12 protein-coding genes are annotated in these 17579 nt (G+C 45.7%); 9 read left to right on the forward strand and 3 right to left on the reverse strand.

Annotated elements, in window-relative coordinates; genetic code table 11:
* Positions 1–9: 9 nt before the first annotated feature.
* Positions 10–4335 carry a CusA/CzcA family heavy metal efflux RND transporter gene (locus GWR21_RS29505; protein ID WP_162335280.1) on the reverse strand — a complete coding sequence of 1442 codons (4326 nt, stop codon included), beginning with the start codon at positions 4333–4335 and terminating at the stop codon, positions 10–12.
* A gap of 194 nt (positions 4336–4529) precedes the next feature.
* The gene (locus GWR21_RS29510) at positions 4530–4832 is read right to left on the reverse strand and encodes a hypothetical protein (RefSeq protein WP_162335281.1); all 303 of its coding nucleotides are present in this window, start codon (positions 4830–4832) and stop codon (positions 4530–4532) included.
* A 143-nt stretch (positions 4833–4975) separates the two neighbouring features.
* Between GWR21_RS29510 and GWR21_RS29515 the strand changes: the two genes are divergently transcribed.
* The 9 genes from GWR21_RS29515 (at position 4976) to GWR21_RS29555 (ending at position 14124) form a co-directional block, all read left to right on the forward strand.
* Positions 4976–5323: a hypothetical protein gene (locus GWR21_RS29515; protein ID WP_162335282.1), complete on the forward strand. Its 348-nt coding sequence runs from the start codon at positions 4976–4978 to the stop codon at positions 5321–5323.
* Positions 5324–5394: 71 nt separating this feature from the next.
* Positions 5395–7566, forward strand: a complete 2172-nt coding sequence (locus GWR21_RS29520; RefSeq protein WP_202929009.1) for a TonB-dependent receptor — start codon at positions 5395–5397, stop codon at positions 7564–7566.
* 198 nt (positions 7567–7764) lie between these two features.
* Positions 7765–9690, forward strand: a complete 1926-nt coding sequence (locus tag GWR21_RS29525; RefSeq protein ID WP_162335283.1) for a tetratricopeptide repeat-containing sensor histidine kinase — start codon at positions 7765–7767, stop codon at positions 9688–9690.
* Positions 9680–10321, forward strand: coding sequence for a response regulator (locus GWR21_RS29530; protein WP_202929010.1), 642 nt, complete (start codon positions 9680–9682; stop codon positions 10319–10321). Before GWR21_RS29525 ends, GWR21_RS29530 begins: the two co-directional genes overlap by 11 nt.
* A gap of 131 nt (positions 10322–10452) precedes the next feature.
* Positions 10453–10878: a hypothetical protein gene (locus GWR21_RS29535; protein WP_162335284.1), complete on the forward strand. Its 426-nt coding sequence runs from the start codon at positions 10453–10455 to the stop codon at positions 10876–10878.
* 27 nt (positions 10879–10905) lie between these two features.
* Positions 10906–11517 (forward strand): SIMPL domain-containing protein, encoded by a 612-nt coding sequence (locus GWR21_RS29540; RefSeq protein WP_162335285.1) that lies wholly within the window; start codon positions 10906–10908, stop codon positions 11515–11517.
* A gap of 584 nt (positions 11518–12101) precedes the next feature.
* Positions 12102–12707 carry a hypothetical protein gene (locus GWR21_RS29545; protein WP_162335286.1) on the forward strand — a complete coding sequence of 202 codons (606 nt, stop codon included), beginning with the start codon at positions 12102–12104 and terminating at the stop codon, positions 12705–12707.
* Positions 12708–12784: 77 nt separating this feature from the next.
* Entirely contained in the window at positions 12785–13366 is a 582-nt protein-coding gene (locus GWR21_RS29550; RefSeq protein WP_162335287.1) for a Crp/Fnr family transcriptional regulator, read from the forward strand.
* A gap of 77 nt (positions 13367–13443) precedes the next feature.
* Positions 13444–14124, forward strand: coding sequence for a CPBP family intramembrane glutamic endopeptidase (locus GWR21_RS29555; RefSeq protein ID WP_162335288.1), 681 nt, complete (start codon positions 13444–13446; stop codon positions 14122–14124).
* A gap of 68 nt (positions 14125–14192) precedes the next feature.
* On the opposite strand, the gene GWR21_RS29560 is transcribed toward GWR21_RS29555, so the two are convergent.
* The gene (locus tag GWR21_RS29560) at positions 14193–17261 is read right to left on the reverse strand and encodes a beta-L-arabinofuranosidase domain-containing protein (protein ID WP_162335289.1); all 3069 of its coding nucleotides are present in this window, start codon (positions 17259–17261) and stop codon (positions 14193–14195) included.
* Positions 17262–17579: the final 318 nt, after the last annotated feature.

The following is a 17579-nucleotide window of genomic DNA, read 5'->3' on the forward strand; positions in this document are numbered from 1 at the left end:
ATAATATTTTTACCTGTTAGTATAGTAGTTGAACTGGATAACGGACTGATTGTATTGGTTGAGTACGTCCAGATAATTACGTTGAATATCGATTGCCTGGGTAAGGAATTGGGATAACTCGGCAAAGCTGATCTCACCGGCTCTGTAGCTTAGTCCCGCCGCCTTAATAATGGCGTCCGCCTGTTGTAATCCGGTGGACTCGTAGTAACGTAGCAATTCTCCGTTTTTGCTGACTTCTTTTAATAGCTGTCGGTACGATGTGCCAATCGCCAGTTGCTGGTATGACAATAAAGACTGCTGGTACGCCATTTCGAGTTCGGATGCTTTCACCGAATGACGATAAGCCCCCCTGCCCAACAGGGGAATACCCACGCTGACGGAGAAACCTGAATAGGGATTGCTCATTCCGTATAGCCGTTGTGTAAAGAAACGTCCCTGAAAGTCAGGCATACGGGAGCGTTTTGTGACCCGCAGTTCAGCCGCAGAAATAGCAATGTTCTGCGCCTGCAACGATAGTAGCGGATGCATTTCGTAGTTGTTGGCAGTATCAGCGACCGTCATTTTCTCCAGATGCTTGTTCTCTGGCATAAAAGGACTGTCGGTATTCATCAGTTTTTTCAATGTTTCCTGTTGCGCTTCTATGTCTTTCGCGATCAGCTGAAGTTGCACAGTAGTCTCTCTTGCCTTGGCAATGCCTGCAATACTATCCAGACCGGCCGATTCTCCGGTGCGGGCTCTCAGTACCGATGCTGCGGAGAGCGTGGAATATATACTATCCAGCTTTATCCATAACCGTTCGCGACTTTGCAGGTACCAAAGTGAGTAATAAGCACTGGACAGCTCTCTTCTTAAATCAAGTACCTTCGCTTGTTTGTTATATTCAAATGATCTGCGTTGTTCATTGAATACCTCTCTTCTGGCCTTATAGAGGCCCGGCCAGTCGAGTGTCTGCGACACACCGATCTTTAATATTCCCCTGCTGTCACTGGGTCTCAGATCTTCGTTCTCCGCAAATATGCCGGTATTAGGAATGGTGAATCCCGTTCTGCCAAGCGCCTCACTTTTTTGTAACTGCAGTTCAGCCCCTTTTACCTGCAGGTTGTGCTGCAATGCCTTCTCATATGCCTGCTGAAATGTGATGCGTGACGCAGGAGCGCCCTGCTGTGCACGAGTGGCAGTTGCAGCACCCAGGCATATTAACAGGAGCAGTGTTTTTGTCATTCCAGCTATACTCATCTTTGCTGGTTTGTTAAAGAGGAGATATAATAGTGGCAATACGATCAGTGTGAGTAGGGTCGCCGTAATGAGTCCCCCGATAACAACTGTGGCCAATGGCTTTTGTACTTCCGCTCCGGCGCCGGTGGAGATAGCCATCGGGAGAAATCCAAGTGAGGCAACTGTGGCCGTCATCAGTACGGGGCGCAGTCGCTCCATCGTACCTCGCCGTATCCTTTCAAGTGGATCAGTAACGCCCTCTTTTTCCAGGCTATTGAATGTTGCAACTAATACGATGCCATTCAGTACCGCAACACCAAACAGCGCAATAAAGCCGACACCAGCAGAGATAGAGAATGGCATACCTCTTAGTAGAAGCGCAGCGACTCCACCTATTGCTGACAGGGGGATCGCTGTGAAAATAAGCGATGCCTGTTTAAAGGAATGGAAGGTGAAATAAAGTAGCATAAAGATCAGCAACAGTGCCGCGGGAACAGCGATCTGTAATCTCGCGGATGCTTTTTGCAGATTTTCAAATGTTCCGCCATAGGTGAGATAATATCCTGTAGGCAGCTTATAGGTAGCCAGTTTTTCCTGGATCTCCTTCACTACTGTTGCTACATCCCGGCCGCTTACATTAAATCCGATCACCAGCCTTCGTTTTGCATCTTCTCTGCTTATTTGCGCCGGACCGTCTTTGAAGCTCACTTTTGCTACCTGACTGAGGAGTATCTGGCTGCCATTAGGCAATGGAACAAATAAATTGGCCACGTCGTCAATAGACTGTCTGTTGACTGTATCCAATCTTACCACCAGATCAAACTTACGCTCATTTTCAAATACTGATCCGGCCACTTCTCCCGCGAATGCGGCACTGACAATTTTGTTGATATCAGCAATATTAAGATCATAGTTGGCGATCCGGCTCCTGTCATACTCAACTGTGATTTGTGGCAGACCGGTTGTTTGTTCAATTTGAGGAGAAGTGGACCCTTTCACCGATTCGATAATTTTCGCGATCCCGGGCGCTAACGCAGCGAGTGTGTCAATATTCTCTCCAAAGAGCTTGATGGCGACGTCTTGTCTGATACCCGTCATTAGTTCGTTAAAACGCATTTGTATCGGCTGATTGGCTTCAAAGAATACACCGGGTATTGCTTCCAGTTTATGCTCAATCATACTGGCCAGCTCATTGTAATCGTCAGTACTTGTCCACTCATCTTTATTTTTTAGTGTCACGATCAGATCCGTTGCTTCAGGTGGCATAGGGTCGGTCGGTATTTCTGCACTCCCTGTTTTTCCAATTACCTCTTTTACCTCCGGAAATGTTTTAATGAGGCGGGAAGCCTGCATAGATGTCTCTATGCTCTGCTGTAAGGATGAACCGGCCGGAAGGATACAATGGAATGCAAAATCGCCTTCCTGCAACTGGGGGATAAATTCACCTCCCATACGACTAAAGAGCAGCACGGTAACAGCGGTTAGTACGACCGCGCCTCCTACTACCACATATTTTAATCTGATAGCCCATTCTAATGCCGGACTATATACTCGCTGGAAGAAATGCATCATCCTGTCTGCAAACGTAACCTTGTGACGCATCTGTTTAGGCAGCATCAATGCGGACATCATCGGGATGTAGGTGAGGGATAATATTAATGCACCGATGATCGCAAATCCTACTGTCTGTGCCATTGGCCTGAACATTTTTCCTTCTATACCCACAAGTGTCAGTATCGGAACGTATACCACAAGGATGATGATTTCTCCGAATGCTGCACTATTACGGATCCTGGAGGCGGAAACAAACACTTCTTCGTCCATTTCCTCCTGCGTCAGTTTTCCTTTATTGTTTCGCATAGCGAGATGATGCAATGTGGCTTCGACAATGATAACAGAGCCATCTACAATAAGCCCGAAGTCAATTGCACCCAGACTTAACAGGTTAGCGGATACGCCGAAGATGTTCATTAATGCAAGTGCGAACAGCATGGAGAGCGGTATGGCGGAGGCCACAATTATACCCGCTCTGAAATTACCCAGGAACAATACAAGTACAAGGATAACTATCAGTGCACCTTCAATAAGGTTTCTTTCTACAGTGCTGATAGCCCGGTTCACCAGGGTGGTCCTGTCAAGGTATGGTTCAATGGTAACGTCGGCTGGCAGCGATCGTTTGATCTGTTCCAGGCGGGCTTTTACTTTCTTTACAACATCAGCACTATTGGCACCTTTAAGCATCATGATAATACCACCGACAACTTCTCCTTCACCATTACGGGTCATGGCCCCATAACGTACAGCACTGCCAAAACGGACATCTGCTACGTCTTTAACATATACTGGTACGCTTCCGGTGTTCTTAACAGCGATCTGTCTGATATCATCCAGAGAGTTGACCAGACCAATTCCCCTGATGAAATATGCATTGGGCTTTTTATCAATGTAGGCACCACCGGTATTCTCATTGTTTTTCTGTAATGCACTGAAGATATCAGCGATGCTGACATTCATAGCTTTCAGACGATTAGGATCGACTGCAACTTCATATTGCTTCAGCAAACCTCCGAAGCTGCTTACTTCTGCCACTCCGGGTGTTCCGTATAATTGTCTGGCGACGATCCAGTCCTGCATAGTCCGCAGATCGGTGGCATTATATTTATGCTCACTTCCTTTCGCCGGATGGAGCACATATTCATAGATCTGGCCCAATCCTGTACTCACAGGCGCCAGTTCAGGCATATCTACACCTGCCGGGATGTGATCCCTTACAGCCAGTAAGCGTTCATTAATGAGCTGTCTCGCGAAATAGACGTCTACATCATCATCAAATACAGCTGTCACTACGGAAAGGCCAAAACGCGATATAGAACGTATTTCGGCCAGATCAGGGAGATTGGCAATACTTTGCTCCACCGGATAGGAAACGAACTGTTCAACTTCCTGCGTCGCAAGGGTAGGGGCATTGGTGATGATTTGTACCTGGTTATTGGTAATATCGGGCACAGCATCAATGGGCAACTGAAGCGCACTCCATACGCCCCAGAAGATCAGTGCTACCGTGAAGAAACCAATCACCAGTTTGTTTTTTATACTAAACTGAATGATCCTGTCTAACATATTTGTAAGGTTTCCGCTGTTCCCCTGTGTCATATCAGGTATATGGCAAATGCAGGCATGCTTAATGGACAGACCATTAAATGCAGACTGATGGGTACAGGTTGGCATTAAGCAATTGGTCAGCTTAATACGGCATTGTTATTTAATTATTTGATGGATAGAGGCGAAGAGGAACGCCCTTGAATATGGGAAGCTCAGGCGACCCTGGGAGGCTGGTAATGGGGCTCGCTATAGGTGGAAAGTATGAAGCTGAGCGGCCCTGCTACATGCTTTATAAATTGTAAGGGCGCTTCCATACTGAAAGATTGTATTTCCGGTACATTGGCGCCGGCAACACAGGTTGAACACGTTGCTGCAAACGGAGAACAATCTCCCTGGCTTTTGTTACCATCCTTCTCTGAAGAGGTCGTCTCCTGTGCACAGCTGTCCCAGAGACAACAGGGAGCAACTGTTTCCAGTAAAATGAATAATGATAATATGATAGCCAGAAAACGCATTACGGGTATAAAGGTATTACATACGTGTAAATCTGCAATAACTAATATTTCAACATTGTTGCATGTGTACTGTTGTATATCCCTGTTAAAGTAACTGATAAAAGGATCAGCATATCAATATTGAAAGTATACACTTGTAACGAATGAGATACTATATTTGCGTCATGAAATGGCTGATGATCCTTGCTTCCATATATGTCCTGCTGCTGTCAGGTATCCCCTGTTGCGGAAATGACGCCTGTTGCAGGGAGGAATATGCATGGGCTGAAAGCGGAGCACATCACGACCATGCAGATAATTCTAAACCCGGGCTACCCTGCAGTCCTTTTTTCTCCTGTACTGCCTGTCATGCCCTGGTTGCCGTAAATCATACGGTCAATATACCCCTTCCAACTGGCATTGAAAAGAAGCTGTTATTTAGCTATATTGATAAATCATTACCGACATTCGCTGCTGCTGTCTGGCAACCCCCACAGACTATATTTTCTTAAACTGCACTATTTTACTTTCAGCTGTCTTTAAAATAAGGCGGCGCATTTTATTACATAGCTCTAATCAAAGAATGAAGAAATTATACAGTGCCACGGCGCTGCTGTTTTTTACACAGCTGTGCATGGGGCAATATGCACTAAAGGCCATTGTAAAAGACGCTGATACAAAAGAGCGTTTACCCGGGGCGACCGCTGTTCGGTTGCATACTACAAAAGTGGCTCAGTCTGACAATAACGGCTTTGTAACGATTAATGATATTCCTTGTGGTGAACAGGTGATTGCATTCCGCTTTCTCGGATATCAACAAAGAACGGACACCATTTTGTTCCCGCAGGCGTCCGATACACTGGAAATATTACTGGAGAAGGAAGGTGAAGAACTAGAGGAAGTAGTGATCTCATCTACCCGTAGTAACCGTAGTATAACAGATATTCCAACACGGGTTGAATTCATTGCGGGCGAGGAGCTGGAGGAAAAGGGAAATATGAAACCGGGAGATATCAGAATGATGCTCAATGAGAGTACCGGTATTCAGACGCAGCAGGTATCAGCCACCTCAGCTAACGCCAGTATTCGCATACAAGGCCTGGACGGCCGGTACACACAACTATTGAAAGACGGATTCCCACTTTACGCAGGTTTTTCCGGCGGACTTGGATTACTGCAAACTCCTCCGTTAGATCTGAAGCAGGTGGAAGTGATCAAAGGGTCGGCTTCTACCTTATATGGCGGAGGTGCTATAGCAGGATTGGTGAATTTAATCTCGAAATCGCCCGCTGAAGAAAAGGAACTGCGCTTTTTGATAAATGGTACTTCCGCAGGAGGACTGGATCTTAACGGCTTTTACGGACAACGGTTTGACAAGGTAGGTGTTACTGTTTTCGCTTCCCGTAACAGTAACAAACCATACGATCCTTCTAATACCGGATTTACAGCCATTCCGCAATTTGAACGGTATGTGCTTAATCCAAAGTTGTTTATCTATGCTGGTCCCCGTACGACGCTGAACTTCGGCGTGAATGCAGCTATCGAAGATCGTACCGGTGGCGATATTCAGTACATTAAAGGTAAAGGAGACAGCACACATAGTTATTTTGAGAAGAATAAAACACAGCGTTTCTCTACGCAGCTCTCTTTTGACCACGCGTTTGATGAGAGCAGCAGGCTGCGGATAAAGAACTCGGTAAACTATTTTAACCGCAAATTGTCTATACCAGACTATGTATTTGACGGAAGACAGATATCTTCTTATACGGAGGCAACCTACAGTAAGCAGTTTGAAAAGACAGACTGGATAGTAGGGTTCAATGCATACACCGATAACTTTAGCGAGCAGCCGGATGATACTATTGCAAAGCGTAACTACGATCAGCATACGGTAGGATTATTCGTGCAGAATGTATGGAAGGTAAGTGCACTGTTTCAGCTTGAAACCGGGCTTCGTGGCGATTATGTCAATGATTATGGAGTTGCATTATTGCCCCGGATTGCTGCTTTATTGAAGTTTTCTTCAAAATTTTCTTCCAGAATAGGCGGCGGTTTGGGATATAAAACACCTACCATATTCACAGAAGAGACCGAAAGAATACAGTACAGAGCCTTATTGCCTGTTAACAGTGAGAGCAACAAACTGGAACGATCCTATGGAGCCAATTTTGACGTAAACTACCGCACCTCCCTGTTTGAAGATAGAGTAGGTTTGGGCATCAATCAGCTGTTTTTCTATACACGTATTAATGATCCGCTACTACTCACAGGGTCAGCCGGGAACCCATATCGCCTGTCTAACGTGAAGGGTTATATAGATACAAAGGGATGGGAGACAAATGTTAAGGTAAGCTATGGCGACTTTAAGCTATTTTTAGGATATACCTTCACAGACGCCCGGTTAAATAACGATGGAATAAAAATGCAGCAGCCATTGACCGCCAGACATAGGCTCAATAACGTACTGATGTATGAGGTCGAGGAAAAATGGAAGATCGGACTGGAGGCATATTATTACAGCAAACAGCAGCTAAGTGACGGTACAACAGGTAAGTCATACTGGATATGTGGCTTTATGGCGGAAAAACTGTGGGAACATTTTTCATTGTTTGTCAATTTCGAGAACTTCCTCGATACCCGGCAAACCAGATTTGATAGCATTTACAATGGGACAGTCACCCGGCCGGTATTCCGGGAGATCTATTCACCACTGGATGGTTTTGTTGTAAATGGTGGTCTGAAACTGAATTTGTAGAACATTTTCTTACCTGCTTACATATAGTGCGCATCGGCAGCCTAAATACGCAGATAACGAACGGTAGTTGCCGGCACATGCCGGCACTACTACGCTTCTATAGCCCGGTAGTACCGGATTTTCAGTCTCGTCTGAATCGCTGACTTGTCTACGCCTGTGATATTTATTATCTTTCGTCGCCCAAACAACAATATATTCTTGATCAAAGCAACTACCATATCTGTCCAAACCTGGCGAAACCGTCTGCTGGCCCTGCTTTTTACTAGTCTGCTGATGCCTGCCTTTCCCTGTTTGGCACAAAATGATGCCGGCTTCACGGGTTATGCCGGGGTGCCTGTAAAGACACCAGACTCTCTTTTTAAAAAAGTACATCTTGCTACCGATGTTAAAACCAAAATACAGGCAATACAGCCGTTATTGTCTTTCCATGCCACTCATGGTACGACCGATTCGGTGATACTTTATGCACTGGATCTGATCGGTGACCTGAATCAAAGCAAGCTGCCGGCAGCGGACCGGCTCTCCTGCCAGGTTTTCCTTTATCTTACGCTCGCCAACGCGTATAATGAGGAAGGACTGTACGACGAAGCCCTGCGCTTTTATCTTCAGGGGCTAAGGATTGCAGCGTCTCTCGGTAACGAGGCGGCTGTTAATGATAATAAACTGGGTATTGCAAACGTATATGCTGCCCGTCACGAGCATGAGAAGGCGATAGCCGCATATAAGGATCTGCTGGACACGGCGCCTGATGAACGACTGAAGCATTTGGTATATGAAAGGCTGGGAATTATTTTCCTTGAACAAAAAGATCTGCCGCAGGCGAAACAGTACACTGAAAAAGCATTGGTATATTTCCGGCAGCAACAGCAGGAAAAGAAGGAACTGAAGGCAGAACTGACACTGGGTATTATTGCGGAATATAACCAGCAGGGTGAAAATGCCTATTCGATCTATAACGAAGTGAAGAATAAGGCGCAGCAATACCAGTTTTACGATCTGTATATTGAAGCAGGACAAAGGATGGGAGACCTCCTGATCGCTCAAAAGGAGTACGATAATGCAAGGGCCCTTTTGTCCCTGGTCTATTCCAATGCGCTTCAATGGAACGATCTGAAAGCACAGTTGAAAGTACTGAACAGTTTACGTAACGTACACGCTGCTATGGGCGATTATCAAAATGCGTATGCGCTCATGACACAGTATCTGGGCGTCTCCCAGGAATTGCTCACCAGGCAGAATAAGCGGGAGATCAACGAGCTGGAAATAAAATATCAAACTGCCCGGAAGGAGAAAGAGATATTGAACAAGGAAAATGAATTAAACTACCAGAAAACAGTAAAATATAGTTTGCTGATCGGGTTCCTTGTTATCCTGCTTCCAGTCATCGGTTTGCTATACATGTATTATCAAAAACTGCAGGCACAGAGCAAGCTGAATACTACGCTGGAAGAAATGAACCGGCAGGAGATCGCGGCGCTGCTGAAGGACAAGGAACTTGAGTTACTCAAAGCCTCTGTCAGCGGACAGGAAAAAGAAAGGAAAAGGATTGCCGGTGAATTGCATGATAGTATTGGCGGTAACCTTGCTGCCATCAAATTACAACTCTCTAATCACACGGGAACGGATAAGCTGCAGAACCTTATCCGGCAGGTGGACGATACCTATCACCAGGTACGTGACCTTTCTCATGATCTTGTTCCGCCGCAATTCAGTAACACCGGCTATGCAGAACTCATTGCCGGCTATATCAGGCAGTTCAACGTGCCTGGTAATGCTGCTATCACTTTTCATGCTTTTCCCAATGAGGAGATTGACAGGATCGAAACTTCTCTGAAAGTAGAGATCTATAAGATCATTCAGGAACTGATCACCAATGCGCTAAAACATAGTAAGGCCACTAAAGTAGAAATACAACTCACACAGCTGGACGGCATGCTGAAGCTGTTATTTGAAGATAACGGTCAGGGATTTTCGCTGGAAACGGTGAAATACGGCCTTGGTTTTCAGAATATTCAAACACGTGTGAAACTGTTCGATGGGATTTTCACTATCGACTCTTTTCCTTCGAAAGGCACAGTAATTGACATTGAAATACCCTTAAATCAGGAATATTGTGAAGTATAATATTATCCTTGCTGACGACCATAAATTGTTTCTGGAAGGTCTTATGAGGTTGCTTGCGCAGGAAAATGATATTGATGTATGTTATTATGCCCATAATGGAGCGCTGGTTGTGAAGTATCTTGATCAGCATCCGGGTGAACAGGTAGATCTCGTTATTACAGACATCAGCATGCCGGATATGGATGGCATCACACTTAATAACTACATCAAGGAGAAAAGACCCGAGATCAGCACATTGGTGGTAAGTATGCACACTGATGCAAATATGATCGATGCGCTCATCCAGAATAACGTAGACGGCTTTTTATCAAAGAATGCTGATTCAAATGAATTACTGGAAGCTGTAAGAACCATCCTTAAAGGAAGCAAATATTTTTCAGAAGCGGTGAAGCAGGAATACCTGAAGAGTGTATTCAATAAGGAGAAGGAAACCCTTGAAATGCTTACCTCGCGTGAAAAGGATGTGCTTAAGCTGATAGCCGAAGAGTACACCACACAGGAAATAGCTGATAAACTCTTTCTTAGCAAGCACACTATTGAGAGTTACCGTAAAACCCTCATTATTAAACTGAAAGTGCGAAATCTTGCCGGACTCACCAGGTACGCGGTCAAGCTGGGGCTCCTCAGCTAACCCCCTGAAAACAGGGTATCGGATTTCACTGGATACGATGTTGCTCTCCACCTGGCACGGGACTACCTTTGTTGCATAACAAAACGGAACAATCCCGTGTCAAACCATTTCTTAACTATAAATGCAACATCATGATCTACGGAATAACATTAATCCTGCTGAGTATCATCGCCGTTCCTTCTCTTATATTATCCCGGAAGCCTAATGCTAAGGAGCTGCTGGAAAAGGTAGCGCCATACCAGGGATGGATTGGAATTGTGTTTTGTTTCTGGGGTATCTGGGGACTTGTCACCGCCGTTTTAAACGTAGGCTGGCTTACGGCTGCGCCTATCTGGTGGATCACCCTGACTGCAGGCAGCCTGGTGGAAGCATGCCTGGGCTTTTTACTCGGATTCCCGCTTATTAACAAGTTCTTCCTCTCCGGCAATGAAAAGGCCAGGGAAAAGGCCGTACGTATTCGTGCACAGGTAGCACCAAAACAGGGTAAACTGGGTATACTGGGTATCATCGTCGGCGCATGGATGATCGTTGCGTCTTTCCTCTTTACGATTGCCTAGTTTTTTTTCACTACTCAACTATCAAGGATGAAAAACGTAATAATGGCCGCCATCATAGCGATGTCGGCATTGGGAAGCCATGCACAGGAGATACGGCCGAACACCATTCAGGTGAATGGCATCGCTAAAGTGAACCGCGAAGTGGATGCCTACCTGGTGGATGTTACCATAGCAGTGGAGTACGGAGAAATTGAAAGTAAAAAGTCTTTCGACGACCTTAAAAACAGCTTTTTCAAGAAGGCAAAGGAGGCGGGGCTGGATCAAAGTCAGTTCAGGGAAGATAAGATGAGATACCAGGCCTTGCAGCTTTTCAGGGAAGGTAGTTTATACACTTTCACGGCCCGTTCGCAGGACGAAATACTGAAGGTCACCAGACTGGCGAATGGCAGTGTTATTAATATCACCAGTGCAAGGGTAAAGTTCAAACCTGTGGTGAAAGATGAGAAGCTCTTCGAAGCCGCCCTGCGCAATAGCAGAGAGAAAGCGGCAATCATTGCCAGGACACTCAACAAAAAACTGGGCGCCGTATCAGGTGTAACAGACCTTACCCCACAGGAAACAACAGTAGAGGAAAATTTTTACTTTAAGCCAGTTGATGATCAATATATCTCTCTGTTAGTAAGTTTCGCGATTGAATAGCCGGTCTTCATCCATTGGTTGAAGAGGAAGCTTCAGGTTCTATGGCCTGAGGCTTCTTTTGTATAATGATCTTTTTAATGACCGTTTTCAGCACTCTTCGCTTTTTCCGCCGCCAGCCGGGCCATTCCCTTGTTCCTCGCTTATGGCCGAACTCCGAAAAGTATACCTTTCAAATAAGGTTCCCGTTTCGTTTTTGCATCTATCGAACACATATTCTTCCGCAGCCACCGGTATTGTGTTCACTTTTGTCGTTGATTAGCTAATATGATAAAATAAGTTTCAGCTTCATTATAGAGATTTTAAATGTAAGAAGCAGCAGTGTAAAGGTCGTTCTATCATGGGAAGTTTATTAATTTCTCTCATGTGCTCATCCATAGCCAGAGCACGATCGCTTTCACCTGGATGGATAAACAGTACCATCTTTCTGCACCGGCGTCCCGGTTTTGCTTCCCGGCTATCAGAAGTACCCATTCGGCGAAATAAACCCTCCGGGTCAGTTCTCCTGAGTACATTTGACGTGTCACTAACAAACAGATTTAAACACGGTTTTAAATACTGACTATACACTTTAAACCAGTAATAAGATGAAAGACGTACTCACTCAGGCACTGAATCAAAACAACACAACTACTACCGAGATCAGGCAGACACCTGATAATGCACTATCCGAATCATCCGTAAGCGCCATCATTAATGCGCCTATTGAAAAAGTAAATATTGCGGACTGGTTACTCAATCTGCCTGATGCCGAATACCAACGCTGCTCTGTCAATCACATAGCTGCTGGCGCCACGGCCACTTTTGATGGGGTACCCATGTCCATCAATGTTGAAACCATTGGTAACGCACTTGTCATACAGCATTACGTAGCAACGGTTCATCAACCCGATTACTGCCGTATGCTGTCCGTTTCTGATACGATAACGGCGAGTGGTAGATCAAAAGTACAGGTATTATGGGAGCTGAGGGCCGAGCGTATTGACGACAATACTACCCGGTACACTAATACTATTCATGCCACAGCAACCCCGGCATTTCTGGACTTTATAAAAGGGCATGGAATCAGTCTGCAGGACGCCGCAAGAGCCAGACAGGAAGCCTCTGATGCCCATAACAGGGAGGAAACGCCTAACTTCGCGAAGAGCATTGAGAACAAGGCGCTCTACGGACAGTATAACCTTCCCTTCTAAACGCAGTTAGCACAATATCCTTTACATTTGCAGCAGAGATAACCTGGCCAGGTTTACTAACGTATCACATTCTGTTTATGGAGCAACCAACAGCTAAAAGGATTAAGGAAATATTTGACCCATTCTATAAAGCGGATGTAAGTTTATGGACCGCATTCGCGGAATACCTGCACCCGCGCACGTTTAAGAAAAACGACATTATAAAGGAATATCATAAAACAGAAAAGTACCTCAACATCCTGATCTCAGGTTCCGTTGCGCATTTCGTTCATGCAAATGAAAAGGATACCTGTATCAATCTGTATTATGAAGAACAGATCTTCAGCGACTATCTGTCTTTTCTGACCCAGGTACCCAATGTCATAAAGACCCAGGCACTGGAAGATACCATCGTCTGGTCTATCAGTCATCAGGACCTGAATAACCTGTATGCCAGATCAGCAACAGGTATTTTTATTGGCAAATCTCTTTCAGATGCCATGTTCATCCGCAAGCAATCCGAGCAGATAAGCTTACTGACCCTTTCACCGACAGAGAGGTACCTGAAACTGATCAGTGAACGGCCTGAGATATTCCAGCGTACATCCCTTAAAATTATCTGTTCCTACCTTGGTATTACTGCCGAGAGCCTGAGCCGTATCAGGAAGAAGATTTCCTGAGCGATCACTTTCTTACCTTTCGTCAATTTTTTAGCGGACTTATATTTCTACTTTTGACTGGTAATCCAAATATAGAAATGAAGAATAAAGTTAATTATCCCGCTATCATTACTTTTTACATTATTGCAGTAGCACTTCGTTATCTGGCCACTAAGACGCCACTTCTGGACGCTGTATCAAATGACTTTTTAAGGGTAGTGCTGCGTGGGATAGGCCCGGCAGTTGGCGCCCTTGTTGCCTTTTCTGTATTCAGAATAAAGCCTGTGCTCTCATTAAAAGGGAATTACAAACAACTGATCGCTCCATTCGCTTTATACTGGGTATTCCCCATTGCCCTCATTTGTGGCATTGAATTCTTTATGAAAGGAAGCATTTCCTTTGTGGCAGTTTCGGCTATCCTGGTCTACGGGCTCATGGAAGAGATCGGATGGCGTGGATTTTTACAACAGGAGCTTAAATCATTGCCCCCCATCGTGTCCATACTGATCGTGGCTACCTTATGGTTCCTCTGGCACCTCAACTTTGATCTGACCAGCTCCAATCTGCTGTTCTTCGGTATTATCATACTCGGTACCTGGGGGATCGGGAAAGTGGCTGATACGACGGCATCCTTGCTTGCAGTAGCAGCATTTCACTCACTGAATAATCTGTTTTCGGAACTGAACGGGCTTAAAATTATGATCCTGGTGATCCTGATAACCACCTGGGTCGTTTCTCTGATCATCAGAAAAAGATACTTTAAAGTGAGCCTGGCTTAAATATTTTTTAAACGAGCGGGGTGCTTATTGTATGAAGTAGGCCCACCGCTCGTTTATCGTCCGGCGGACTATTTTAACTGCACATCGAGGTAAACAGAATGTCTTCCGTATGTTTCGTAGAACGGTTTAAAGATCACATCATCGATCGTAAATTCCAGCTGCTGAGGATCTCCTTTAATGGATTTACTGATGTCGGCTGCATCCAGGGTGACCTGCCGCCAGGTTGTTCTTGCCGCGGGCTCCTGAGCGGCCAGTAATACCGGGCCGTAAAAGAGGCTGGCAATATTCTGCTGATCCATCACCGGATCCAGGTGGAACTGGAAAGGCATCTTCAGCTCTATTACGTCGCCATCTTTCCAGTCACGGCTTATTTTCAGGTAGCTTCCCGGTATAGCCTTGCGGGTCTGTTCCTGACCATTGATCTTTACAAAGAACCCTTTGGTGGCCCAGCCAGGCACCCGCACATGGATATCAAATTTGCCATTACCCCTGATAGTCAGACGGGTGTTGTCTTCATGAGGAAAGTTGGTGGTCTGTTCTACGGTCACCTTCCGCTCTGTCCATTGCAATGTAGAAGGGATATACAGGTTTACATACAGCGCCTGGTCATCTTTGCTTCTGAAGTAGATGGCGTTTTGCAATTTGGTGTTACTTTCAATAGCCGTGCCATTACAACAGGTAAAGCCAGTCATATTCGGATTGCCGAACTGCTTCATAGATCCGGGTCTAAGTGGCACATGGTATGTATTAGCAGGATTGTCTTTGGCTACTGACGCCAGAATATGGTTATATAGTGCACGCTCGTAATAGTCCATTAACGCTGCCCGCTGATCGAAGAGGAAGAGATCACTGGTCAGTTTAAGCATATTGTATGTGGCACAGGTCTCGTTTTGTCCGCCTTCAGAGAAGCCGTTCTCGTACAATGTCGCCGGCTGACTAATAAAACATTCTGCATTCGCAGGGTTCCGTGCACCTGCCACACCTCCGATACTGTACATATAGTCGTTAACCGCCTTATACCAGAAGTTATCCGCTATATTGTAATACGCTGGTTTATTAGATACACGGTACATTTCAATGCTGCCGACAATCTGAGGAATATGCTGATTCGCATGCAGTCCACGGAAAATATCTACATTCCTGGCTAATCCATGTGAATGTGCCTTATCGCCAAAGAATACCTTGATATTATCAAATAACTGAGCTGTTTTCAGGTACCTGGATTCACCGGTGATGCGGTACAGACGGGCCATTGCCTCATTCATGCCCCCAAATTCACCCGCAATATAGGTGTTCCACATCTTGATCAGCGTATCCTGTGGTAACCGGCTGAGACGGGCGTATACCCAATCACCCATGCCGGTAGCCACTGACAGGGCTTCCTTATTTCCGCTTACTTCATATACATCCAGTAAGCCGGCCAGGATTTTATGCAGCGTATAGTAAGGCGCCCATACCTGGTTTTTCTGTCCACCATATTGGGCGCCACCTTCCAGCATGATAAACTGGTCCGGTGGGTAAGCACTGATAAATCCTGTTCCCCAGTTCCAGTAATCGGTTCGTATACCCTCATCACTCAGATCAGAGTCATAGGTAGCCTTTCCTGCGCCTTTGGGCACTGCCGTTGGATCGGACACAAAGGGTGCACCTGCCTCTTTCGCTTTACCTGATAATTGCGATAATGTGTATAGGGTATGAACCATATACTGCATTTTGCGGGAGAAGTTGGCCTGAATGGCTGTGTCATAGCCAGTGCTGGCGTACGCCTGGGCGATTGCTGTCAGGTAATGGCCGGTAGCATGGCCTCTCAATTTGGTATCCTTACTATCCCAGACTTCCAGTGGTTTTGCGCCTTCAGGCTGCGGCTGCCCGAAAGCGTGCCGGAACATATACAGGAAGGAGTTAGGATCAGTAGTGGCTAGTGTCCTGATGAATTTGTCCCTGTTTTCGGTAAACTTTGTCTCATGGCCATGAGCATCGTTTTTTAAAGAAACCTGCGTAAGATCAAATGCCGCCAGCTGCATACGGGGGGTACGCAATGGGGTTGATTTCTTCACTGTCACAACTGCTTTTGGCTGGAAATCCGTTCCTGCGACACGTCCTGTGATGGTGTAGTGTCCCGGTTTAAGCACAGCGCTGTTATCTATTGCCGCAGGCCACAATACACGTACCAGGGGACCCTTCATATTATTCCGGTAGGTACCCTGCACATAACTGGGCAGCCGGGGCAGATTACCAACTGCTGTTACGACTGCCACATCCGACACTTTTACCAGATAACTATTATACAACTGTTGCTCATTGGCAGGAAAATGAGGCAGATCATCCTCCTGTTTACCTGTTGTATTCACTGACCCTTCATTAATACCTTTCTGTGCATTATTATAGATGCCAGCTACCTGTCTTTTATTCAGCGCCACGCGGTAAATACGGAAATCATGTATCATCGCATTGAGATAGGGATCTTCCGGTGATAATGACCTGCCGATATACAATGATCTGTTATTGCCCGAAGGCTCACCAAAGACCGCTGAGAGTTCTGAAGGGATATCTTTGGCCTCACCAGCTGGTTTACCATCCACATATATCACCATTGTTTTTGAGGCCACGTCTATCACGATGGCAAGATGCACCCATTTATTGAGTGGGATGGCCGGTGCAACGGCCCCTTTGTTATTACCTTTCTTTGCCGTGATCAGCGACTGATAGCCTTCCTGCGTGGTAGTGCCGGTGGGTGCTGAAAAGAAGTGTTTGATTGTATCTTGTCCGAAATCAAAGAAACGCTGGCCGCGTTGTTTCCCGCGCAGGTATATCCATCCTGATATACTGAGCGATTCGAGATCTGTTAGTGCTTCTCCCGGAAGTGTTACGAAGGCATTGCTGGTTCCCGGCAGGGACAATACCTTCCCGAACCGGTCGTCATTGATAAACCGGATGGCATCACCGGGGGCTTTGGCGTGTAGATTATTGCGGGACCAGTCTTTAAGATCTCCATTAAAAACATAACGTGCAATCATTCCCGTTTCACCAATGCCATCCAATATCTGATCGCCGCTTTGTGCCATGGCGGGGTTTAGCCCCTGCGCCAGCATAAACATACATAGGATGACACGCAAGACTACCTGGTACTTTTTCATATTTGCATAATTTTCATCAGTCTCCCGTATTGATGTATCAATAAGACCTATTGTGAATGTAAATGGTTTTAAATCAATACATTTAGCCTGATAAGGGATTGTTGTATAGTTCCCCATGAAGCTATGAATAATCCCTACATGACTATAAGTCTATTTTAGCTGATAATCAAATGATTTTAACAAGTATGCAGGTGGTGGTGGCTGGCGGGCACGTAACACCTATGTTACCTCCGGTATGGTACAAGAGGTAACACAGGTGTGCTGACTGTTATTAAAAACGTCGTGAAACCGGCATTTCAATAACAGCTAGTTAGCATA

The sequence above is a fragment of the Chitinophaga agri genome (genome assembly GCF_010093065.1).
GTDB classification, from domain to species: domain Bacteria; phylum Bacteroidota; class Bacteroidia; order Chitinophagales; family Chitinophagaceae; genus Chitinophaga; species Chitinophaga agri.

What these genes read in the sequence shown, in the direction of transcription:
- GWR21_RS29505 (WP_162335280.1), bottom strand. Translation starts at nt 4,335, where the DNA reads ATGTTAGACAGGATCATTCAGTTTAGTATAAAAAACAAACTGGTGATT.
- GWR21_RS29510 (WP_162335281.1), bottom strand. Translation starts at nt 4,832, where the DNA reads ATGCGTTTTCTGGCTATCATATTATCATTATTCATTTTACTGGAAACA.
- GWR21_RS29515 (WP_162335282.1), top strand. Translation starts at nt 4,976, where the DNA reads ATGAGATACTATATTTGCGTCATGAAATGGCTGATGATCCTTGCTTCC.
- GWR21_RS29520 (WP_202929009.1), top strand. Translation starts at nt 5,395, where the DNA reads ATGAAGAAATTATACAGTGCCACGGCGCTGCTGTTTTTTACACAGCTG.
- GWR21_RS29535 (WP_162335284.1), top strand. Translation starts at nt 10,453, where the DNA reads ATGATCTACGGAATAACATTAATCCTGCTGAGTATCATCGCCGTTCCT.
- GWR21_RS29540 (WP_162335285.1), top strand. Translation starts at nt 10,906, where the DNA reads ATGAAAAACGTAATAATGGCCGCCATCATAGCGATGTCGGCATTGGGA.
- GWR21_RS29545 (WP_162335286.1), top strand. Translation starts at nt 12,102, where the DNA reads ATGAAAGACGTACTCACTCAGGCACTGAATCAAAACAACACAACTACT.
- GWR21_RS29550 (WP_162335287.1), top strand. Translation starts at nt 12,785, where the DNA reads ATGGAGCAACCAACAGCTAAAAGGATTAAGGAAATATTTGACCCATTC.
- GWR21_RS29555 (WP_162335288.1), top strand. Translation starts at nt 13,444, where the DNA reads ATGAAGAATAAAGTTAATTATCCCGCTATCATTACTTTTTACATTATT.
- GWR21_RS29560 (WP_162335289.1), bottom strand. Translation starts at nt 17,261, where the DNA reads ATGAAAAAGTACCAGGTAGTCTTGCGTGTCATCCTATGTATGTTTATG.